The sequence below is a fragment of the Streptomyces sp. NPDC001868 genome, assembly GCF_040297125.1.
GTDB lineage: Bacteria > Actinomycetota > Actinomycetes > Streptomycetales > Streptomycetaceae > Streptomyces.
Genome location: NZ_JBEOYO010000054.1, coordinates 12,901 through 33,826 on the forward strand (window position 1 = coordinate 12,901; position 20,926 = coordinate 33,826).

The 20,926-nt window shown below is 70.8% G+C and carries 19 protein-coding genes; 10 read left to right on the forward strand and 9 right to left on the reverse strand.

Going from position 1 to position 20,926, the window contains the following annotated elements; translation table 11 throughout:
• Positions 1–18: 18 nt before the first annotated feature.
• From ABT147_RS38375 to clpS, 3 genes are all read right to left on the reverse strand, one after another.
• Positions 19–1,464 (reverse strand): amino acid permease, encoded by a 1,446-nt coding sequence (locus ABT147_RS38375; protein WP_351415207.1) that lies wholly within the window; start codon positions 1,462–1,464, stop codon positions 19–21.
• A 361-nt stretch (positions 1,465–1,825) separates the two neighbouring features.
• Entirely contained in the window at positions 1,826–2,428 is a 603-nt protein-coding gene (locus tag ABT147_RS38380) for a DUF2017 domain-containing protein (RefSeq protein ID WP_351415209.1), read from the reverse strand.
• Positions 2,429–2,439: 11 nt separating this feature from the next.
• A complete protein-coding gene (clpS, locus tag ABT147_RS38385; RefSeq protein WP_152169198.1) occupies positions 2,440–2,757 on the reverse strand; it encodes an ATP-dependent Clp protease adapter ClpS in 318 nt (105 codons plus the stop codon).
• Between the two features lie 111 nt (positions 2,758–2,868).
• Here clpS and ABT147_RS38390 point away from each other — a divergent pair, with 111 nt between their 5' ends.
• Positions 2,869–4,197 (forward strand): nicotinate phosphoribosyltransferase, encoded by a 1,329-nt coding sequence (locus ABT147_RS38390; RefSeq protein ID WP_351415212.1) that lies wholly within the window; start codon positions 2,869–2,871, stop codon positions 4,195–4,197.
• Between the two features lie 274 nt (positions 4,198–4,471).
• A complete protein-coding gene (locus ABT147_RS38395; RefSeq protein WP_351415215.1) occupies positions 4,472–5,059 on the forward strand; it encodes an isochorismatase family protein in 588 nt (195 codons plus the stop codon).
• A 15-nt stretch (positions 5,060–5,074) separates the two neighbouring features.
• On the opposite strand, the gene ABT147_RS47465 is transcribed toward ABT147_RS38395, so the two are convergent.
• Positions 5,075–5,533: a hypothetical protein gene (locus ABT147_RS47465; protein ID WP_502983238.1), complete on the reverse strand. Its 459-nt coding sequence runs from the start codon at positions 5,531–5,533 to the stop codon at positions 5,075–5,077.
• Positions 5,534–5,656: 123 nt separating this feature from the next.
• On the reverse strand, positions 5,657–8,011 hold the full coding sequence (locus ABT147_RS38405; RefSeq protein WP_351415218.1) for an immune inhibitor A domain-containing protein: 2,355 nt from the start codon (positions 8,009–8,011) through the stop codon (positions 5,657–5,659).
• Positions 8,012–8,490: 479 nt separating this feature from the next.
• Between ABT147_RS38405 and ABT147_RS38410 the strand changes: the two genes are divergently transcribed.
• A complete protein-coding gene (locus ABT147_RS38410) occupies positions 8,491–8,778 on the forward strand; it encodes a hypothetical protein (RefSeq protein ID WP_351415220.1) in 288 nt (95 codons plus the stop codon).
• Positions 8,779–8,875: 97 nt separating this feature from the next.
• Here ABT147_RS38410 and ABT147_RS38415 read toward each other — a convergent pair whose 3' ends face one another.
• Positions 8,876–9,571: an RDD family protein gene (locus ABT147_RS38415; protein WP_351415222.1), complete on the reverse strand. Its 696-nt coding sequence runs from the start codon at positions 9,569–9,571 to the stop codon at positions 8,876–8,878.
• Positions 9,572–9,655: 84 nt separating this feature from the next.
• Entirely contained in the window at positions 9,656–11,317 is a 1,662-nt protein-coding gene (locus ABT147_RS38420; protein WP_351415225.1) for an RDD family protein, read from the reverse strand.
• A gap of 308 nt (positions 11,318–11,625) precedes the next feature.
• Here ABT147_RS38420 and ABT147_RS38425 point away from each other — a divergent pair, with 308 nt between their 5' ends.
• Positions 11,626–12,039 carry an SsgA family sporulation/cell division regulator gene (locus tag ABT147_RS38425; RefSeq protein ID WP_351415227.1) on the forward strand — a complete coding sequence of 138 codons (414 nt, stop codon included), beginning with the start codon at positions 11,626–11,628 and terminating at the stop codon, positions 12,037–12,039.
• A gap of 55 nt (positions 12,040–12,094) precedes the next feature.
• Here the strand turns inward: ABT147_RS38425 and ABT147_RS38430 are convergent, their stop codons facing one another.
• On the reverse strand, positions 12,095–13,495 hold the full coding sequence (locus ABT147_RS38430; protein ID WP_351415229.1) for an FAD-binding oxidoreductase: 1,401 nt from the start codon (positions 13,493–13,495) through the stop codon (positions 12,095–12,097).
• Positions 13,496–13,683: 188 nt separating this feature from the next.
• Between ABT147_RS38430 and ABT147_RS38435 the strand changes: the two genes are divergently transcribed.
• The gene (locus ABT147_RS38435; protein ID WP_351415231.1) at positions 13,684–15,003 is read left to right on the forward strand and encodes a tetratricopeptide repeat protein; all 1,320 of its coding nucleotides are present in this window, start codon (positions 13,684–13,686) and stop codon (positions 15,001–15,003) included.
• 256 nt (positions 15,004–15,259) lie between these two features.
• Here the strand turns inward: ABT147_RS38435 and hppD are convergent, their stop codons facing one another.
• Positions 15,260–16,414 (reverse strand): 4-hydroxyphenylpyruvate dioxygenase, encoded by a 1,155-nt coding sequence (gene hppD / locus ABT147_RS38440; protein WP_351415233.1) that lies wholly within the window; start codon positions 16,412–16,414, stop codon positions 15,260–15,262.
• Positions 16,415–16,536: 122 nt separating this feature from the next.
• Here hppD and ABT147_RS38445 point away from each other — a divergent pair, with 122 nt between their 5' ends.
• From ABT147_RS38445 to ABT147_RS38465, 5 genes are read left to right on the forward strand one after another with little or no spacing between them, the layout of a single operon-like run.
• Positions 16,537–17,037, forward strand: a complete 501-nt coding sequence (locus tag ABT147_RS38445; RefSeq protein WP_351415236.1) for an Lrp/AsnC family transcriptional regulator — start codon at positions 16,537–16,539, stop codon at positions 17,035–17,037.
• 22 nt (positions 17,038–17,059) lie between these two features.
• Positions 17,060–17,707, forward strand: a complete 648-nt coding sequence (locus ABT147_RS38450) for an ABC transporter permease (RefSeq protein ID WP_351415238.1) — start codon at positions 17,060–17,062, stop codon at positions 17,705–17,707.
• Positions 17,700–18,995 carry an ABC transporter ATP-binding protein gene (locus ABT147_RS38455; protein ID WP_351415241.1) on the forward strand — a complete coding sequence of 432 codons (1,296 nt, stop codon included), beginning with the start codon at positions 17,700–17,702 and terminating at the stop codon, positions 18,993–18,995. Before ABT147_RS38450 ends, ABT147_RS38455 begins: the two co-directional genes overlap by 8 nt.
• A complete protein-coding gene (locus tag ABT147_RS38460; protein ID WP_502983239.1) occupies positions 18,992–19,960 on the forward strand; it encodes an ABC transporter permease in 969 nt (322 codons plus the stop codon). Before ABT147_RS38455 ends, ABT147_RS38460 begins: the two co-directional genes overlap by 4 nt.
• Entirely contained in the window at positions 19,957–20,919 is a 963-nt protein-coding gene (locus tag ABT147_RS38465; RefSeq protein ID WP_502983240.1) for a glycine betaine ABC transporter substrate-binding protein, read from the forward strand. The genes ABT147_RS38460 and ABT147_RS38465 overlap by 4 nt, the downstream gene beginning before the upstream one ends.
• The last annotated feature ends 7 nt before the right edge of the window (positions 20,920–20,926 follow it).

Here is a 20,926-nt window from a genome sequence, read left to right on the forward strand (position 1 = left end):
CATGCTGGGCGGCAGGCCTCAGCCGACCTTCTCGAAGTCCGCCTCGCGGCGCTCGGTGACCTCCGGGTTGCGGGCCTTCAGCACGGCCCAGCCGATGCCGAGGGCCGCCGCCCAGCCGGCCATGACGTAGAGGCTGACGCGGGCCTCGTGGTCGTAGGCGATGAGGCAGGTGACGAAGAGCAGGAACACGATGGCGATCCAGCTGCCCACCGCGCCGCCCGGCGCCGGGAAGGAGGAGGCGGGCAGCCGGCCCGCGTCGACCGCGCGGCGGTAGCGGACGTGGCTGACCAGGATCATCAGCCAGGTCCAGATACCGGCGCCGGTGGCGACGGAGACGACGTACTCGAAGGCCTTGTCCGGGACGATGTAGTTCAGGACGACGCCGATGCCCATGAAGAGCACGGAGACACCGATGGCGAGGGCGGGCGTCTTGGTGACGGACAGCTTGTTGAAGGCCTTGGGCGCCTCGCCGCTGTCGGCCAGGGTGCGCAGCATGCGGCCCGTGGAGTACATGCCGGAGTTGCAGGAGGACAGGGCCGCGGTCAGGACGACGAAGTTGACGATCGCGGCGCCCGCCGGGATGCCGATCTTCGCGAAGGCCGCGACGAAGGGGCTCACGCCCGGCGCGAACTCGGTCCACTTCACCACGCACAGGATGACGGTGAGGGCACCGACGTAGAAGAGCGCGATCCGCCAGGGCAGGGTGTTGATCGCCTTGGGGAGGGTCTTCTCCGGGTTCTCGGACTCACCGGCGGTGACGCCGACCAGCTCGACGGCGAGGTAGGCGAACATCACGCCCTGGAGGGTCATCAGGGAGGAGCCGATGCCCTTGGGGAAGAAGCCGTCGTAGGCCCAGAGGTTGGAGACGGCGGCGGTGTCGCCGGCCGCGCTGAAGCCGAAGGTGAGGACGCCGAGGCCGATCACGATCATGCCGATGATCGCGGTGACCTTGATCATCGAGAACCAGAACTCGATCTCGCCGAACAGCTTCACCGAGATCAGGTTGGCCACGAACAGGACGACCAGGAAGACCAGGGCCGAGACCCACTGCGGGATCTCCGGGAACCAGTAGTTGATGTAGATCGCGGCGGCGGTCAGCTCCGCCATGCCGGTGACGACCCACAGCAGCCAGTACGTCCAGCCGGTGAAATAGCCGAAGAACGGGCCGAGGAATTCGCGGGAGTACTCCGCGAAGGAGCCCGAGACGGGGCGGTAGAGCAGCAGCTCGCCGAGCGCCCGCATGATGAAGAAGATGATCACGCCGGCGATGGCGTACATCAGGATGAGACTGGGTCCCGCCTTGGCGATGTTCGCCCCGGCGTTGAGGAAGAGGCCGACGCCGATGGCGCCGCCGATCGCGATCATCTGGACCTGACGGCTGCCGAGCCCGCGCTCGTACCCCTCTTCGGGTGCGTCGCCGCGCACGGCTTCGTCGCCGTTCTTGCTGACCTGAGCGGAGGTCATGTGTGGTGCGCCTTTCTCCGATCCCCCCGGATGTGATGGAGCGGTGCCTGGCCGACGGTCGTCGGCTCGGTGGCGCACCCGAGCGGACAGGGGTGTCGTCCGTCGGGCGGTCGTGAAGATTTATCACGGCCGCAACATTGATCCACCGACCGCTCTGTGGCGCACGGCACAGGGAGAAGTGGACAAAGAACACCCGCGAGGGCATCCCTCGCGGGCGTGGTGACGCGATCGTTATCCGGATTTGAGTGTCCTCTGAGCGAACGCGAAGCGTCCGTGGAATGTCCGTGGAGCGGACATGAAGCAGCCGTGGAACGACCGTGGAGAGGGCCGGAGGGCAGGGCCGGAGGAGAGTGCGGAGGAGTCAGTCCATCAGTGTCGTGACGAGTGAGTCCTGGAGGCCGCCCAGCCACAGATAGGCCATCACCATCGGCTTGCGCGGGTCCTCGTCCGGGAGGCGGTAGAGGAGGTCGGTGTCCTCCTCGTCGACGACGTCGAGCCGGGAGCCGATGGCCAGGCGCAGGTCGTTGAGGCAGCCGAGCCACTGCCGGGAGTCCTCCGCCGACAGCTTCAGCACGGCCCCGCCCTCACCGGTCGCGGCGAGCGCGTCCAGGGAGTGGATCACCGCGAGCGCCTTCTCGCGCTTGCCGGCCCGCAGGTCGTTCTCGGTGAAGCGGCGGAACTCCGAGGAGTACGCCCGCTGCTCCTCCGCCTCCTGGGCCGTCGGGGTGCCCTCGGGATCGCTGTAGGCGTCCGGGAACAGCCGCAGCAGGACGGGATCCTTGGGCGGCTCGCTCGGGCCCTCGGCGAAGAGCTCGGCGAGCGGGTCGTCGCCCGCCTCCTCGGCGGGCCCCGGGCCGATCAGCTCCAGGAGCTGTACCGCCAGGGAGCGGATGATGGAGATCTCGACCTCGTCGAGCGCGACGGCCGCGCCGCCGCCGGGGAGCGATTCGAATTGTCCTGGCATCAGGTGCGTCGCTACTTCCGGTCCTGCTGGAGGGTGGCCCACAGACCGTAGCCGTGCATGGCCTGTACGTCGCGTTCCATCTCCTCGCGTGATCCGCTGGAGACGACCGCGCGGCCCTTGTGGTGGACGTCGAGCATGAGCTTGGTGGCCTTGTCCTTCGAGTACCCGAAGTACGCCTGGAAGACATACGTCACATAGCTCATGAGGTTCACCGGGTCGTTGTGGACGATCGTCACCCACGGAACGTCCGGTTCGGGTACGGCGAAGGTCTCCTCCGCCGACTCGGTCTTCTCGATCTCCATGGGTACGGCTGCCGTCACACCGCCCATGCTGCCACCACAGGGGGGTGCCCGCACAAATGCGGGCCCGTGACCAGGGCCGCAGAGAAACGATCGGCCAGTATTCGTCAGATTGACGAGATGGGAGTACGATCCCTTGCCATGAACACAGCGGACCTTGGTTTGCCGGTCGACGTCCCTTCGACCGCGCTCTTCACGGACCACTACGAACTCACGATGCTGCAGGCCGCCTTGAAGGCGGGGACGGCCGAGCGGCGTTCGGTGTTCGAGGTCTTCACACGGCGGCTGCCGGAGGGACGGAGGTACGGCGTGGTGGCCGGCACCGGCCGGGTGCTGGACGCGGTCGAGAACTTCCGTTTCGACCCGGGCGTCCTCGGCTTTCTGCGCGAGCGCTCCATCGTCAACGCGGAGACCCTCGACTGGCTCGCCGGCTACCGCTTCGGCGGGGACGTGTGGGGCTACCAGGAGGGCGAGGTGTACTTCCCGGGCTCGCCGATCATGCGGGTCGAGGGCACCTTCGCCGAGTGCGTCCTCCTGGAGACCGTGATCCTCTCCATCCTCAACCACGACTCGGCGATCGCGGCCGCCGCCTCCCGGATGTCCAGCGCCGCCGGGGAGCGCCCGCTGATCGAGATGGGCGCCCGGCGCACCCACGAGCTGGCCGCCGTGGCCGCCTCGCGCGCCGCGTACATCGGCGGCTTCACCTCCACCTCGGACCTGGCGGCCGGTTTCCGCTACGGCATCCCGACGGTCGGCACCAGCGCCCACGCCTTCACCCTGCTCCACGACCGTGAGCGGGACGCCTTCCAGGCCCAGGTGGACTCGCTGGGCCGGAACACCACGCTGCTCGTCGACACCTACGACGTCGCCGAGGCCGTACGGACCGCCGTGGAGATCGCCGGGCCCGAGCTGGGCGCCGTGCGCATCGACTCCGGTGATCTGCTCCTCGTCGCCCACCGGGTGCGGCAGCAGCTGGACGAGCTGGGCGCGCGGGACACCCGGATCATCGTGACCTCGGACCTCGACGAGTACGCCATCGCCTCGCTGGCGGCGGCGCCCGTGGACGCGTACGGCGTCGGCACCCAGCTGGTGACCGGCTCCGGGCACCCCACCTGCTCGATGGTCTACAAGCTCGTCGCCCGGGCGGAGTCCGCGGACCCCACGGACCCGCTCGTGGCCGTGGCGAAGAAGTCCAGCGGCGGGAAGACGTCCGTCGGGGGCCGCAAATGGGCGGCCAGGCGGCTGGACGAGCACGGCGTGGCGGAGGCCGAGGTGGTCGGCACCGGGCCGGTGCCCGACGATCTCCGGGAGCGGCAGCTCCTCGTCCACCTGATCGAGGACGGCCGGGTCCTGTCCCGGGAGCCGCTGGACGTCGTACGCGAACGGCACAAGGCCGTCCTGGCGAACCTGCCGCTCTCGGCGACGCAGCTGTCGCGCGGGGAAGCGGTCATTCCGACGGAATACGCCTGATGGCGTACATCTGAGCCGCTCAGGTACCTGTGGGGCGGACAGTGGGGGCACGCTGGGGGATGGGCCGGAGTGAATGTGACCGGCGCGCTCTCCCGCGAGCCCCCGAGCGCCCGCGTGGTGGGCCTGTGCTCCGGTCCGCGCATCGGGCGAGCGCCGGATGCCCCCTCCCGAACAGCTCTCGAAGTCTCTAGGCTCGGAAGTTCGCAGTTTCCCGCCACATCCACCGCACCCACACCCACACCCGAGAACCGAAGAGTCTAAGGACACCGACACCATGCGCCGCGCCTTGATCGTCGTTGATGTACAGAACGACTTCTGCGAGGGGGGCAGCCTCGCGGTGGCCGGCGGTGCCGATGTGGCCGCCGCCGTCACCGAGCTGATCGGCCAGGCGGCCGGCCCCGGCTACCAGCATGTGGTGGCCACCCGCGACCACCACATCGCGCCCGGTGGCCATTTCTCCGACAACCCCGACTACGTCCACTCCTGGCCCGCCCACTGTGTCGCCGGGACGGAGGGCGTCGGGTTCCACCCGAACTTCGCCCCCGTGATCGCCTCCGGCGCGGTCGACGCCGTCTTCGACAAGGGGGCGTACTCCGCGGCGTACAGCGGTTTCGAGGGCGCCGACGAGAACGGCGTGTCCCTCGCGGAGTGGCTCCGCGCCCGCGAGATCACCGAGGTGGACGTCGTCGGCATCGCCACGGACCACTGCGTACGCGCCACCGCCCTGGACGCCGCGAGAGAGGGCTTCCGCACCCAGGTCCTCCTGGACCTGACCGCCGGCGTCGCCGAGGAGACGACCGAGCGGGCCCTGGAGGAGCTGCGGGAGGCGGGCGTGGAGCTGTCGGGCAAGCCGGTGGTGTAAGGCTGCCCCCTCGTGTCACACCCGCACCGTAGGCCTCCTCAGCAGCGCCCTGATCGGGTGCCACAGCTCGGGGCTGGTGGCGGCCGGGCACACCGGTGAGGTGCGCCATATGAGGCCGTCCGGGTGGTGGAGGACGGCGGTGATCTCGTCCGGGGTGGGGGGCGCCGCGTTGCCACGGAGGTAGATCGCCCGCATGCCCAGGTTGCGGAGCCGGGTCAGGGCCCGTGCCCGGTTCGCGGCGAGGACGAGGACCCGTACGGACCCGTCCCCCGGCACGGCTCCGGCCGGCACCCCGGCCATGAGCCCGGGCCGGGCGCCGGACACCACGCCGGGCGCCGCCCCGGACACCGCTCCGGGCGCTGCCGGAGCACCGGCCACCGCCCCGGGCAGCCCGCGTCCCGCCGTCGCCCCCGGCAGGTTCAGGGCGACGACGACATTGCCGTCCGGCAGTCTGCAGAAACCTCCTGCGGCCATGCAGGTCACACCCCCGTGCGCGTCAGTGTCAATAAGAAGGCCACACCACGCACCTAAACACGTCCGGCCGCGACCCGCCAAGAGGGTCACGGCCGGACATGCTCTGACCTGCGGAAATACCGTTTACTTCACCGCAGGGCCCACCTGGACCGAGATCGTGGAGCCGTCCTTGGCCTCCTTGAGGATCTTGATCTTGGTGTTGGTGTCAGTGATCTTGACACCGGCGAGCGGGGTCGCCGCGTCGTAGTAGGTGCTGGTCCGGTCGTTGAACGTGGACACACCCTTCGACGACGGGATCCGCGTCAGCACGTCCGCCTTGTGCAGCTTCAGACCGTCCGTGCGGTAGAGGCTGAACGGCGAGTCGTAGGACTGGATCCGGCTGCGCATCACCGTGCCGTCGGCCCACTTCAGCGCCGCCGGGTGCGAGTCGACCGGCAGGACCAGACCCGCACCCGGGTGGACGCTGGTGTTGTTGTCCGCCTGCGAGGTGTCCCACTTCCAGATCAACAGACCGTTCTGGTACGGGAAGTGCTCCACCCAGGACGGACGCGTGGTCGAGAAGCCGAAGTTGTACGGGCCGACCTTCAGCGTCTTGTCGTACGACACGTACTGACGGTTCTCGGCGATGTAGTACTGGGCGTAGTCGTCCGTGATCGAGGCGCCGATGCGGGAGAAGCCCTTGGTGGTCCAGGCCGCGTCCGCGCTCTCCGCGTCGTCCGAGAAGACGGCGGAACCGTCGGCGGTGACCGTGATCGAGTCGGCCGCGAAGCCCGTCGGGGCCACGCCGCCGTCCGTCTGGTAGCGGAAGCGGAGGTCGAACTTCTGGCCCGCGTAGGCGTCCAGGGAGTACGACAGCTTCTTGTACGCGGCGGAGGAACCGGTCAGCGCCGGCTTGCCGCTGGCGTCGCGCGGGATCGCCGCGCCGTCCACCGTGCCGTCGATCGCGGTCCAGTTGGCGCCGCCGTCGGTCGACACCTCGGTGTAGAGGTAGTCGAACTCGGCCTCGATGTCGTACCAGCCGTCGAGGGTGAGCGCGGCCGAGGACTTGCCCGTGAGGTCCACGGAACGGGTCAGCGTGTTGGAGAGGTTGTCACCGCTGCCGCTCCACCACTGGTTCGACCCCTGCGCGGGCTCGACGATCTCGGTGGTGACCTTCTTCTTCGGCAGCTCGACCACGAGGGCCTGCTTGTCCTTGGTGTTGTACTCCGCGACGCCCAGCTTGTGCTTCGACTTCGTCGCGGCCTTGGCCGTGTCGTAGTTGAGCCAGCCGAGCTGCAGCTTGTCCCAGGCGGTCATGTCGCCGGGCAGGTCGCCGATGGCTTCCTTGCCGGTGCCGAGCCAGGAACCGGAGGACATCAGGGTCCAGAAGCCGGTGGAGTTGTCGCCGCCCTGGGTGTCGTAGTGGTCCGGCAGACCGAGGTCGTGGCCGTACTCGTGGGCGAAGACACCGAGGCCGCCGTTCTCCGGCTGGATGGTGTAGTCGCCGACCCAGATGCCGGTGTCACCGATCTTGGCGCCGCCGAGCTTGTTGCCGTCGGGGCCCGTGGCACCCGCGTCGGTGCCGAACGCGTACCAGCGGTGCGCCCAGATGGCGTCCTCGCCCTGCGCGCCGCCGCCCGCGGACTCGTCCTCACCGGCGTGCACGATCTGGAAGTGGTCGATGTAGCCGTCGGACTCGTTGAAGTCGCCGTCGCCGTCGAAGTCGTAGCGGTCCCACTGGTCGAACTCGGCGACGTCCGCCTTGATCTCCGCGTCGGTGCGCCCCGCTGCCTTCTGCTGGGCGACCCAGGACGTGAGACCGTCGCTGACCACGTTCCACACGCTGGAGCAGTTGGTCTGGCCGCACTTGTTGTTGCCGTAGCGCGCCTCGTTGTAGGGGACCTTGACCCAGTCCGAGACCTCGCCCTCGATCGAGTAGCGGCCCGAGGACTGCTTCTCGTAGTACTTCTTCATCGACTCGGTCTTCTTGCCGGTGCCGAAGTAGAGGTCCTGGAAGTGCTTCTGGTCGTAGTCCGCCTGCCAGGCCGTGGAGTTGTCCTGGGCCCGGTCCGGCTTCGCTATCTGGTTGTGCAGCGGGCCGGCCGTACCGCCGTAGTTGCTGTCGATCTGGTCGCCGAACTCGACGAGGATCGTGAAGATCTTGTCGGTCTTCTCGCGGCCGAGCTCGACGTACTTGCCCTTGCCCTTCTTGCTCTTCAGCTGCACGACCTGCGAGCCGTCCCGGTCCTTGACCGTGGCGTCGCCGGATATGACCTGCTGCAGGGCCTCCTCGCGCTGGGCCTCCTGAGTTTTGCTCAGGGGGCCTTCGAGGTCGTGGTCGTCGGCGTGCTCGTGGTCCGCCGGGTCGTGCCGGTCGACGCTCGCGGCCGGCGCGGTGTCCGCGGCCTGCGCCACCGTGAGGGCCGACATGGTCGCCGCCGCCGTGGCGACAGCCACGCCGATCGCGGCCGCTCTGAACGTCCAGGGTCTACTGGTCACTTGAGGTCCTCCCCCGCGTCCGTTCGCGCGGAAAGGGGATGGCCCTGTCGTGGAGGTGTCCGCGCGCGGTATACGCGTGTAGTCAAGTGACGCCATTCGACCGGAGTTTCGAAAGAAAAGACAGATCTTGACTTGGACAGGTCAAGTGCATTATCGACGTCCAGTGGAAGCGCTTGTTCGTTATCCAGGCGTTATGTGTATCGCTCAGACGCTTCCCGGACGCCTCCCGAACCGGCGCGCATATGCGTCCACTTCCCGGACGCCATGAATCCGTGCGCCCCCCGTGCACCCGGCACCGTGTGTCAGGTCACGCTTACCCGTCGTTCCACTCGGGCACCCTGGCGAATAGAGTCGATTGGCGGAGCGCCGGAAGTCGGCAGAAGCCAAGCCGACGGCACTGCTTCACCTTTGATTCGTATCCGCAACCTCCCCTTCATCGTGAGAGGCACGGGGAGACCCCACCCGAGGACACGATTGCCATGCCTCGTCCGACGACCGCACAGCTCGCCTACGGCTCCTGCACCGTGATCTTGTCCACCCTCGCCATGCTGCTGCTGTCACAGACGAGTTCCGGCGCGGGCATCGCGATGATCGCCCTCTCCGCCCTGGCCCTGGGCCTGCTCGTCGCACTGACCGTGCCGCTGCCCAAGCCCGCGCCCGGCGCCGCCGGCCGCCGCCCCCGTGCGACGGCCGCCCCGGCTCCGGCCCCGGTGACCGTCAGGTCCGAGGCGGTACGGGAGCCGGTGCACGAGCGGACGGGTTCCTGAACGGCACGCGGTGACAGCTTGCTGAAACGCTTCGGCGGGCCCGTGGCTCACGGACCCGCCGTTGTCGTACGACCGCGCTCCCGGCCGGCGTCCCGCCTCAACCGGTGCTGACCACCACCGTCTTGGCCGCCTTGTCGTGCAGACCCTGTTTGTAGGGCTTGTCGAAGAAGCTCCAGCCGCCCGCGATCGCCGTCCAGAGGCAGGCGCAGCAGAAGGCGAACGGGATCCACAGCACGGCCGCGCGGATCAGCGCGGTCTGCGTGGAGGGCGTGGAGCCGTCGTTGAGGTCCGCCACCCGCAGCTTCATCACCTTCTTGCCGAGGGTCTGGCCGTTCTTGACGGTGAAGTACGTGTCGTAGGCGATGTAGAGGATCGCCGCGAGCGCCTCCTGGGCCAGGGACTTGCCGAACTCGAAGTCGTCCGAGTCCACCGTGTACTGGCTGATCCTGAACGCCCACGCCAGCAGCCCCACCACGATCCCCACCAGGATCATGTCCATGATCCGCGCGAGCACCCGCTTCCCGCTGTCGGCGAGCGGCGGCATGCCCGAGAGCGGGTCGTTGGGGTACTGCCCACCGCCGTAGGGATCACCCCCGTAGGGCGGGGGCTGGCTCCCGTACGGCGGTTGCTGGCCGCCCCCGTACGGCGATCCCTGGCCTCCCCCGGGCGGCGGCTGCTGGGGCGGCGGGTCGTACGGGGAGCCGCCGCCCTGCGGCGGTGGGGGCGGCTGTTTCCTGAACTGGTCGTCGTCCGGGGACTGACCGGAGCCGAAGGGCGGCGGTTCGGTACTCATGGCCCGAGTCGACCGCGAACCCCCCGGCTCCGCATCCGGCACGGGGCCGTACGGGGTACACCCCCGTGCCCGGCGCCCGTACCGCTACTTGCCGGCCACGAACGTGTGCGCCGCCTTGTCGTGCCAGCACTGGCGCCACGGCTTGTCCCACACGCACCACAGGACGCCGACCACGCCGACGCCGAGGAGCCCGGAGACGGTGTGGACGAGCCAGCGGCGCAGGGAACGCCCGAACGACGGGGGCTCGTGGCCCTCGATGTCCCGGACGTCGAGGCCGAGCAGCCTCTTGCCGAGGGTGCGGCCCCACTTGGCGGTGGGCAGCACCTCGTAGAGGGCGCTGACCAGGAACAGCACGCCGAGGATGATGCCGAAGTAGACGGAGGTCGTGCCGTCGACCAGCCAGACGGTGACCCTCTCCCCGGAGAGCCTGGCCGTGTCGATCTTCTCGTCGATGTGGTCCATCGCCTTGGTGCCGAACGGCACGGCGGCCACGGCCGTGACGGCGCCGACGACCAGGCTGTCCACGAGCCGGGCGGCCAGCCGTCTGCCGAGCCCCGCGGGCCTGGCCTCCGACTGCCGCCGCGCCGCCGCCTGGAAGGGGTCCTCCACCACCGGCTTCCACGGCGCGACGGGCTGCTCCCCCTCGCCCCCGGCCAGCCGGTGCACCTGCTGGGCCCAGGACGGCTGTCCACCGCCGGAGCCCACGGCCATGGGGGGCTCGGACGACTGCGGGGCCGCGGCCTGCTGCGGCACCCCCGGCGCGGGCTGGGCGATCTGCGGGGCGGGCGCGGCCGGTGCGATCTGCGGATTCTGCGGCACCTGCGGGCTCTGCAGTGCCTGTTGGGGGAACGCGGCGCCGAACGAGGCCTGCTGCGGCTCCGGTTGCCGCGGGGCCGGGGCGACCGGGGCAGCGGGTGCGACCGCCGCCGGAGCCGCCGGGGCGACACCGCCCGACTGCGGGCCCTGCTGCGGAACCGTCGGCCCCTGTTGGGGCCCGGAGGGCGCCGACGCGGCCGTGGTGGACTGCGGCGCGAGGCCCAGGGCCTGCTGGGCGGCGATCTGGGCGGGGGTCAGAGGCCCGCGGAAGGCGGCGGGGGACGCGGGCGCGCCCCCGTCCCCGGCGCGCGGGGCGGACGGCCGGAACGACATGGTGCCGTCCGACCGCAGGGGCTCCGCGCCCTCGGCGGCCTGCGGGCGCGGGGACGTGTCGGGGCGGCGGAACACCACCGTGCCCTGCGGCGCCCCGGCGTCCTCGCCGGCCTCCGCCGGCGGGATCGTCGCCGTACCGTCGGTGCTCGCCGTGGGCCCGGAGTCGCCGCTCGCACCGGGGCCGGTGTCGCCCGGGTCCGCCGCGAGGGAGACGCGGGGGTCCGCGCCGGGGGGCGAACCCCAGGACACCCGGCGGTCCTTGTCGCCGCCGAAACCGGTCTGCCGGGAGCGGTCGGCGCCCCACGCGGAGGCGGGCTCGGGGCGGATGCCGTGCAGGGGCTTGTCGGCCGGGCGGCCGGACTCGCCGTCGGGCGCGGGGTCCTCGTCGAAGAAGTGCGGGCCCGTCTCCTCCACGGCACCGGACGGGCCGGAGCCGGGCGGCGGGGCGAGCGGCTCGCCGTCGGAGGGCGCCGGACGGCTCGTACCCGGCACCCAGGCCGCGCCGTTCCAGTACCGGACATATCCAGGAATGGACGGGTCCGGGTAATACCCTTCGCGAGGCCTGTCGTCGCCGGGGGCCGGGGTTGGGGCGCTCATGTCCGTCGTCCCGTATCTGCTCGTGGGTTTGGTGGAGGGCATCCACATCTACCAGACGCCGACACGTCCCATGACCGCTGCCGCCGGACCCGCCCCATTCGCGCACGGATCTGCTACGGGCCGAGCGGCCCGCCGGGTGCCGCAAGCCGGTCGGTGAACTCGTCGGAAAAAAGTTTCGCGAACCCGCGTAATGCTTCGGGTCCCTCGCCGCTCTCACTCGTACGGGCCCGCGCACGGGCCCCTCGACAAGACCCACGAGACCACGAGTCCTACGAGACCACGAGTCCTACGAGAGAGGAACGATCACCATGCGGCACACCGTCGTGGAGCGCGAGCTGGAGCTCAGACTCGTCCTGTCGCCCGAGCGCAGCATCCCCGTACCGGCCAAGCTCGGTTTCCGCAGCGCCGACCCGTACGCCGTCCACATCACCTTCCACGTCAACTCCGACCGTCCGGTGCACTGGACGTTCGCGCGGGAGCTGCTGGTGGAGGGGGTGTTCCGGCCGTGCGGGCACGGGGACGTGCGGGTGTGGCCGACGAAGGTGTCGGGCCGGAGCGTCGTACTGATGGCGCTCAGCTCGCCGGACGGGGACGCGCTGCTCGAAGCGCCGGCCGCCGCCGTGTCGGCCTGGCTGGAGCGGACCCTGCGGGTGGTGCCGCCGGGCTCGGAGTTCGCCATGCTGGGCATCGACGACGGCCTGGCCGAACTCCTCGCCCAGTGAGGCGCGCGCCTCACCACCGAGGAAATGGACACAGGGGGAATCGGCACCGAGGGGGTCAGAAGAGCTTGCCCGGGTTGAGGATGCCCAGCGGGTCGAAGGCGGACTTCACCGCCCGCTGCATCTCCATCCCCACCGGGCCGAGCTCCCGCGCCAGCCACTCCTTCTTGAGGATGCCCACACCGTGCTCGCCGGTGATCGTGCCGCCGAGTTCCAGGCCGAGGGCCATGATCTCGTCGAAGGACTCGCGGGCGCGCCGTGACTCGTCGGGGTCTGCCGCGTCGAAGCAGACGGTGGGATGCGTGTTGCCGTCGCCGGCGTGTGCGCAGACCCCGATGGTCAGGTCGTACTTCTCGGCGACGCGCTCCACGCCCTCGATCAGCTCACCGAGCTTCGAGCGCGGCACGCACACGTCGTCGATCATCGTCGTGCCCTTCACCGCCTCCAGCGCGGTGAGCGACATCCGCCGTGCCTGGAGCAGTAGTTCGGACTCGGCCGCGTCGTCCGCCGGGACGACCTGGGTGGCGCCCGCGGCCTCGCACAGCTCCCCGACGGCGGCGAGGTCGGCGGCCGGGTCCGGGGTGTCGAACGCGGCGAGCAGCAGCGCCTCGGTCGTCTCGGGCAGGCCCATGTGCGCCAGGTCGTTGACGGCCTTCACCGTCGTACGGTCCATGAGTTCGAGCAGTGACGGGACGTGTCCGCCGGCCATGATCCGGCACACCGCGTCGCACGCGGCGGCGGCCGACGCGAACTCCGCGGCCAGCACCAACTGCTGGGGCGGCTGCGGCTTGAGGGCGAGGGTCGCCCGTACGACGATGCCGAGCGAGCCCTCCGAGCCGACGAAGAGCCGGGTCAGGTCGTAGCCGGCGACGCCCTTCGCGGTGCGCCTGCCGGTGGACATCAGCCGCCCGTCGGCGAGGACGACGTCGAGGCCGAGGACGTACTCGGCGGTCACCCCGTACTTCACACAGCACAGGCCGCCGGAGGCCGTGCCGATGTTGCCGCCGATCGTGCACATCTCCCAGCTGGAGGGGTCCGGCGGGTAGTGGAGGCCGTGCTCGTTGACCGCGCGGGAGAGGGTCGCGTTGATGACGCCGGGTTCGACGACGGCGATCCGGTCGACAGGGTTGATCTCCAGGATCCGGTCCATTTTCGTCAGGGACAGCACGACGCAGCCCTCGGAGGCGTTGGCGCCGCCGGACAGGCCCGTGCGGGCGCCCTGCGGGACCACCGGGACGCGCAGTTCCGTGGCGGTCCGCATGACGTGCTGCACCTGTTCGACGGTCCGGGGCAGGACGACGACCGCCGGGACACCCGCCTCGCAGAAGCTCGCCATGTCGTTGGCGTACGACGCCGTGACGTCCGGATCGACGAGGACCGCCTCCGGCGGCAGGCCGCTCAGCAGACGGTCGACGAGGTTGCCGGTCGTCTCGTCATTCGGGGCTTGGATACGGCTCATGATCCAAGCTTCACACTCGCGGCCATCGGTGTGAACCCGTCGGCGCGAGCGTTCGGGGGTACGGGATGTGGTCGTCGTATTGACGCACAGTGAGCGGCATGGCTGTGGAGAACGAGCGGCGGGCGGCGTGGCGGTGGGTCGCCGGGTGGGCACAGGGGCCGGGGCGGAGGCCAGGGCCGGGGCGTAGCGTGGCTGCGACCGTCGTCGGGTGTTTCGTGCTCGGGGGTGTGCTGATGGCGGTGCCGCCGGACGGGGGTGACGGCGGCACCGGGCGGGCGGCGCGGGTGGTGGGCGCGGCCGGGCCCGAGGGACGGCGGGCGGGGGCCGCGATGACGGCCGGGATGCCCGCCGCGCCGGCCGAGGTGGCCGCGACCGTCCGGGAACGCGAGGCCCGGGTGCGGGCCCGGCCGCGTGACCACGCCTCGTGGGCGGTGCTCGGCATGGCGTACATCGAGCGGGCCCGGCGGACCGGCGCGGTCTCCGACTACCCGAAGGCCGAACACGCCCTGCGCACCGCGCTGCGCCTCCGGCCGGCCGGCGACGCGGACGCCCTCGAAGGGCTGACCGCCCTCGCGAACGCCCGCCGCGACTTCCGGACGGCGAAACACTGGGGCGAGGAGGCCGTACGGGTGGCACCGGGCCGCTGGACCTCGTACGCCCTGCTCATCGACGCGTACGACGGGCTCGGCCGGTACAAGGCGGCCCGCGTGACCCTGGACCGGATGCTCGCCGTGCACTCCGGACCGGCGGCGCGGGCGCGCGCCGCGCAGGTCTACTGGGACCGGGGCGCACGTGAGGACGCGGCCGCGGCGATCTCGGACGCGGCGGCCACGGAGACGACCGCGGCGGGGCCCTCGGCCCTGGGCGCCTCGTGGTGGCTACGGGCCGGGGAGCTGGCCTGGGAGCGGGGCGAGCCGGAGGAGTCGTTGCGGTACTGCACGGCCGCGCGGGGCGAACCGGAGGGCGACGCGTGCCGGGGGCGGGCGCTGGCGGCGTTGGGGCGTACGGCGGAGGGGGTGCGGGCGTACCGGGTCTCGCTGTCCCGGCGGTCGTCGGCGGGGGTCGCGCTGCGGTTGGGCGAGCTGTACGAGGCGCTGGGGCGGGGGCGGGAGGCGCGGGAGCAGTACGGGGTGGTGCGGGCGCTGGTGGCGCGGTCCGCCGCGGCCGGGGTGAACGAGTCGCTCGTCCTCGGGGCGCTTGAGGCGGACCACGGGGAGCCGACTGTGGCGGTGCGGGTGTTGCGGGCGGAGTGGGAGCGGCAGCCGGGGTTGCGGGTGGCCGATGCGCTGGGGTGGGCGTTGCATCGGGCCGGGGCGGACGGCGAGGCGCTGGGTTTTGCTCGGCGGGCTACTGATCGGGCTCGGGGTGGGGAGGTGCGGAGTGCGGCCTTCGCGTATCACCGGGGGGTGATCGAGCGGGCGTTGGGGTTGGAGGCCCCTGCGCGGCGGCATCTCGCGGAGGCTCGGCGGCTGAATCCGTACCTGTTGGGGGGTGGGGGGTTCGCGTGAGGGGGTGGGGGGTTCGGTGCGTCGGCGAGTGCGGGTGTGTGGGGGCTGGTCGCGCAGTTCCCCGCGCCCCTGAAAAGCCGGGGCTGCGCCCCGTGCTTTTCAGGCCCGCAGCCCCGTCGCTTTTCAGGCCCACCGGGCCGTGGCTTTTCAGGCCCGCAGGGGCCTGAATCTTTAGGGGCGCGGGGAACTGCGCGAGCGACCACGGACCAGCCGCAGTCGCCCGATCGCAGTCAGCCCCGAGCTATCAGGCGCCCGGTCACAGATTGCCCCTCTTCTCCTGCTCCCTCTCGATCGCCTCGAACAGCGCCTTGAAGTTCCCCTTGCCGAACCCCATGGACCCATGCCGCTCGATGATCTCGAAGAACACCGTCGGCCGGTCCTGGACCGGCTTGGTGAAGATCTGCAGCAGGTACCCGTCCTCGTCCCGGTCCGCGAGGATCTTGAGTTCGCGGAGGGTGTCGACGGGCACACGGGTGTCCCCGACCCACTCCCCCAGCGTGTCGTAGTACGAGTCCGGCGTGTCGAGGAACCGCACCCCCGCCGCCCGCATCATCCGCACCGTCCCCACGATGTCGTTCGTGTTGAGCGCGATGTGCTGCACCCCCGCCCCGCCGTAGAACTCCAGATACTCGTCGATCTGGGACTTCTTCTTGGCGATGGCGGGCTCGTTGATGGGGAACTTGACCTTGAGCGTGCCGTCGGCGACGACCTTCGACATCAGCGCGCTGTACTCGGTGGCGATGTCGTCGCCCACGAACTCCTTCATGTTCGTGAAGCCCATGACCCGGTTGTAGAACTCCACCCACTCGTTCATGCGCCCGAGCTCGACGTTGCCGACGCAGTGGTCGATGGCCTGGAAGGTGCGCCGCGCGGGCGGCTCGACGAGGGGGTCGGCGGCGACGTAGCCCGGGAGGTACGGGCCGTCGTAGCCGGTGCGCTCGACGAGGGTGTGCCGGGTCGTGCCGTACGTGGCGATGGCGGCGAGGACGACCGTGCCGTGCTCGTCCTTCACCTCGTACGGCTCGGCGACGGACCGCGCGCCGTGCTCGATGGCGTAGGCGTACGCGCGGCGGGCGTCCGGGACCTCGATGGCGAGGTCGACGACGCCGTCGCCGTGCTCGGCGACGTGCTCGGCGAGGAAGTGCCCCCAGGTGGTGGCGGGTTTGACGACCGAGGTGAGGACGAAACGGGCCGAGCCGTTCTCCAGGACGTAGCTCGCCGTCTCGCGGCTGCCGGTCTCGGGGCCGGCGTAGGCGACGAGGCGCATGCCGAACGCGGTGGAGTAGTAGTGCGCGGCCTGCTTGGCGTTGCCCACGGCGAAGACGACCGCGTCCATTCCCTTGACCGGGAAGGGGTCCGCCTGCCGTGCGGTGCCGGGGATGTGGTCTGTGTGCGCGGAGGTGGCTGCCATGGCCGCAGACTCCTCCCGTTCCACAAGGTGCGCAACAGTTCGTGATTCTGCTGGACAATCTGCTCAGCGGAGAACTCATACTCCCGCTTGTTCTGTACAGGGTGACCATCCCGGGAGGTCTCATGGCGATCGATCATCTGGACGGGCGGCTGATCGTCCTGCTCGCGCGCGAGCCGCGGATCGGGGTGCTGGAGATGTCGCGGCGGCTTGGAGTCGCGCGGGGCACGGTGCAGGCCCGGCTCGACCGGCTTCAGTCGAATGGAGTCATCCGCGGGTTCGGGCCCCAGGTCGATCCGGCCGCGCTCGGCTACCCGGTCACGGCGTTCGCGACGCTCCAGATCCGGCAGGGGCAAGGGGCGGACGTACGGGCCCACTTGGCGACCGTGCCGGAGGTCCTGGAGCTGCACACGACGACCGGCAGCGGGGACATGCTCTGCCGGCTCGTGGCCCGTTCGAACGCCGATCTCCAGCGGGTGATCGACCGGGTCGTCGGTTTTGATGGCATCGTCCGGGCCGCCACGGCGATCGTCATGGAGAACCCCGTTCCGCTGCGGATCATCCCGCTGGTGGAGCAGGCCGCGCTCCACGAGAGAACCGACGGGGCCCGGGAGACGACGACCTAGCCGAGCCTGGGGGTGCCTGCCGGTGAGCTTCTGGGACTACGTCGGCAGCTACCGCGAGAAGCTGCTGTTCGACGCGTATCAACACGCCAGCGCGGTGTTCCAGTGCATGGTCGTGGCCACGGTCCTCGGGGTGCTGATCGGGGTCGTCAGCTATCGGCGGGAGTGGGCCGCCGGGCTCGCCACGACCACCACGGCCACCCTCCTGACCATCCCCTCCCTGGCCATGATCGGCCTGCTGATCCCGGTGGTGGGGCTGGGCGTGGCCCCCACGGTGATCGCGCTGACGCTGTACGGGCTGCTGCCGGTCGTCCGGAACGCGATCGTGGGCCTGCGCGGGGTCGATCCGGCGCTGGTGGACGCCGCCAAGGGCATCGGGATGTCCCGGTCCCTGCGGCTGCTGCGGGTCGAACTGCCGCTCGCCTGGCCGCCGATCCTCACCGGCATCCGGGTCTCCACGCAGATGCTGATGGGCATCGCCGCGATCGCCGCGTACGCCTCCGGGCCGGGCCTCGGCAACGAGATCTTCCGCGGTATCGCCTCCCTGGGCAGCGCGAACGCGCTCAACCAGGTGCTCGCAGGCACGCTCGGGATCATCGCCCTCGCACTGCTGTTCGACGCCGCGTATGTGCTGCTCGGGCGGCTGACGATTCCGAGGGGGATCCGTGGCTGACGGCGGTGCGGCGGGCGGGACGACGGGCGGCCGTACGACGGGGGCCACGATCAAGTTGGTCGGCCTCAGCAAGCGATACCCGGGCAGTCGCGCACCCTCCGTCGACAGCGTCAGCATGGAGATCGGCGCCGGCGAGACCGTCGTCCTCGTCGGGCCCTCCGGGTGCGGGAAGTCGACGACGCTCAAGATGATCAACCGGTTGATCGAGCCGTCCGGCGGCTCCGTCCGGATCGACGGGGAGGACGTCACCGGCATCGATCCGGTCCGGCTGCGGCGCAAGGTCGGCTACGCCATCCAGTCGTCAGGGCTCTTCCCGCACATGACCGTCGCCCAGAACATCGCGCTGGTGCCGAGGATGGCCGGCTGGTCCGCGTCCCGGGTGAAGGCGCGGGTGGCGGAGATGCTGGAGCTGGTGGGGCTCGACCCGGGCGAGTTCCGCGACCGGTATCCGCGCCGGCTCTCCGGCGGCCAGCAGCAACGGGTGGGCGTGGCCCGGGCGCTGGCCGCCGATCCGCCCGTCCTGCTGATGGACGAACCGTTCGGCGCGGTGGACCCGATCACCCGCGACCATCTCCAGGACGAACTACTCCGGCTCCAGCGGGAGTTGCACAAGACGATCGTGTTCGTCACCCATGACTTCGACGAGGCCGTCAAGCTCGGCGACCGGATCGCGATCCTGCGGGAGCGGTCGCGCATCGCGCAGTTCGACACCCCGGAGGCGATCCTCGCCGGCCCGGCCGACGACTTCGTCTCCGGTTTCGTGGGCAAGGGCGCGGCCCTGAAGCGGCTCGGCCTGACGCGCGTACGGGAGGTCGAGGTGACCGACCACCCGACGGTCACCGAGGGCGACCCGCCGCGGCGGGTCCTCGACCGGCTGCGGGCGAGCGGCACCGGCGAGGTGCTGCTCCTCGACCGGCGGGGGCGGCCCCTCACATGGCTCAGGCGCGGCGACCTGACACACGCCGAGGGGGCGCTCGGACAGGCCGGGACCCCGATCCGCGGAACCGTCACCGGGGACTCCACCCTGCGGGACGCCCTGGAGGCCGTACTGACCGACAGGGCGGGGCGGGTCGTCGTCACCGGGCGGCACGGGGAGTACACGGGCGTGGTGGACCTGGAGACCCTACTCGGCTCCGTCCACGGCCTCCTGGCGGCCGACCGGCTGGACGCGCTGGAACACCAGCACACGCTGGAGGGGGCCGGCACCGGGCGGACGGACACCGAGCACACCGAGCACACCGAGCGCACCGAGCAGGAGGGTGACGGCGGAGGGGAGGGGGCGGGGTGACGGCCGCCGAGACGGGGGCTACGACCGGAGAGGCCACGGGGGCGGGGGAGGCTACGGCGGTGGGAAAGGCCACGGGTGCCGGGGCGGGGTCCGTGACCGGGGCCACCACTGCCCCCAGCCCCAGCCCCAGCCCCAGCGCAGCCTCCACCTCCGCCGCCGGGGCGGGCGTCGCGCCGGACCGCACCCCCGCGCCGGATACGCCCCCTCCCCCCGCGCGACCCCCCGCCCTCCGCGTGACCTGGCAGAAGCTCACCCTCCTGCCCTCCGTGCTCGTGGTGGTCCTGCTCACCACCTGGATCTGGTTCCGGCAGGCCGAGCTGGACGCGATCTCCTCGAACGCCCTCTCTAACGGGCTGGTGTGGCAGGCCCTCTGGCAGCACATCCAGCTGACCGCGATCTCCACCTTCTTCGTGCTGATCATCGCGATCCCGCTGGGCGTCCTGCTGACCCGGGAGGCGTTCCGGAAGGCCACCCCGGTGGCCATCACCTTCGCCAACATGGGCCAGGCCACCCCCGCCATCGGCCTGCTCGCGCTGCTGGTGATCTGGCTCGGCATCGGCCGGCGCGCGGCCTTGGTCGGCATGATCGTCTACGCCGTCCTGCCCGTCCTCTCCAACACGATCGCCGGCCTGAAGGCGAACGACCCGACCCTCCTCGAAGCCGCCCGGGGCATCGGCATGTCCCCGGCGGAGGTGCTCACCCGCGTCGAACTCCCCCTGGCCGTACCGCTGATCCTCGCGGGTGTACGCACAGCCCTCGTCCTGAACGTGGGTACGGCCACCCTCGCCACCTTCGGTGGGGGCGGCGGCCTCGGCGTACTGATCACGACCGGGATCACCAACCAGCGCATGCCCGTCCTCGTCCTCGGCTCGATCCTCACGGTCGCCCTGGCCCTGCTGGTCGACTGGCTCGCCTCGCTGGCCGAACTGCTGCTCCGGCCACGGGGGTTGGAGACGGACACGTGAACCGGCGTACGCCTCTCCTGGCGGCGGGGCTGCTGGTGCTGACCGGGTGCGGGCTGACCAGCGGCTCCCCCATGACCGACGACGTCCTGCCGGGCTCGGTCGGGCAGGGGCGACCGCTCAAGGGCGCCGATCTGACCGTCACCTCCAAGGACTTCACCGAGAACCTGATCCTCGGCGCCGTCATGGGCATCGCCTTCCAGGCGGCCGGCGCGGAGGTGCTCGACCGCACCGGCGTCCAGGGGTCCTTCGGCGCCCGGGAGGCGGTGCGGAGCGGGGACGCGGACGCCATGTACGAGTACACGGGCACCGCCTGGATCACCTACCAGGGCAACAGCACTCCCATCACCGACCCGCGCCGCCAGTGGGAGGAGGTGCGCGACGCCGACCTGAGGAACGGCCTGAGCTGGCTCCCGCCCTCCGCGCTCAACAACACGTACGCCCTCGCCCTGAACCGCGCCAACTCCACCGCGTACGGCACGAAGACCCTCTCCGACGTGGCCGTACTGGCGGCGGAGGAGCCCAAGGCGGTCACCCTGTGCGTGGAGAGCGAGTTCGCCAACCGCGCGGACGGGCTGCCGGGCATGCAGAAGGCGTACGGGATGAGCCTGCCCACCGGGAACATCACCCTGATGGACAGCGGGATCATCTACACCCAGGCGGCCAACGGGAGTTGCCTGTTCGGGGAGGTCTACACGACCGACGGACGCATCGCGTCGATGAAGCTCGCCGTGATGGAGGACGACCGGAAGTTCTTCCCCAACTACAACGCGGCCCCCGAGATCAACTCCGCGGCCCTGAAGGAGTGGCCGGAGATCGCCGACGTCCTCGCGCCCATCACGAAGAGGCTGAACAACGACGTGGCACGCGAGCTGAACGCCAGGGTGGATGTGGACGGGGAGGATCCGCACCGAGTGGCGTTGGAATGGATGGTGGCGGAGGGGTTCGTACGGGAGGGGTGAGCCGCGG

What these genes read in the sequence shown, in the direction of transcription:
- ABT147_RS38375 (WP_351415207.1), bottom strand. Translation starts at nt 1,464, where the DNA reads ATGACCTCCGCTCAGGTCAGCAAGAACGGCGACGAAGCCGTGCGCGGC.
- ABT147_RS38380 (WP_351415209.1), bottom strand. Translation starts at nt 2,428, where the DNA reads ATGCCAGGACAATTCGAATCGCTCCCCGGCGGCGGCGCGGCCGTCGCG.
- clpS (WP_152169198.1), bottom strand. Translation starts at nt 2,757, where the DNA reads ATGGGCGGTGTGACGGCAGCCGTACCCATGGAGATCGAGAAGACCGAG.
- ABT147_RS38390 (WP_351415212.1), top strand. Translation starts at nt 2,869, where the DNA reads ATGAACACAGCGGACCTTGGTTTGCCGGTCGACGTCCCTTCGACCGCG.
- ABT147_RS38395 (WP_351415215.1), top strand. Translation starts at nt 4,472, where the DNA reads ATGCGCCGCGCCTTGATCGTCGTTGATGTACAGAACGACTTCTGCGAG.
- ABT147_RS47465 (WP_502983238.1), bottom strand. Translation starts at nt 5,533, where the DNA reads ATGGCCGCAGGAGGTTTCTGCAGACTGCCGGACGGCAATGTCGTCGTC.
- ABT147_RS38410 (WP_351415220.1), top strand. Translation starts at nt 8,491, where the DNA reads ATGCCTCGTCCGACGACCGCACAGCTCGCCTACGGCTCCTGCACCGTG.
- ABT147_RS38415 (WP_351415222.1), bottom strand. Translation starts at nt 9,571, where the DNA reads ATGAGTACCGAACCGCCGCCCTTCGGCTCCGGTCAGTCCCCGGACGAC.
- ABT147_RS38420 (WP_351415225.1), bottom strand. Translation starts at nt 11,317, where the DNA reads ATGAGCGCCCCAACCCCGGCCCCCGGCGACGACAGGCCTCGCGAAGGG.
- ABT147_RS38425 (WP_351415227.1), top strand. Translation starts at nt 11,626, where the DNA reads ATGCGGCACACCGTCGTGGAGCGCGAGCTGGAGCTCAGACTCGTCCTG.
- ABT147_RS38430 (WP_351415229.1), bottom strand. Translation starts at nt 13,495, where the DNA reads ATGAGCCGTATCCAAGCCCCGAATGACGAGACGACCGGCAACCTCGTC.
- hppD (WP_351415233.1), bottom strand. Translation starts at nt 16,414, where the DNA reads ATGGCAGCCACCTCCGCGCACACAGACCACATCCCCGGCACCGCACGG.
- ABT147_RS38445 (WP_351415236.1), top strand. Translation starts at nt 16,537, where the DNA reads ATGGCGATCGATCATCTGGACGGGCGGCTGATCGTCCTGCTCGCGCGC.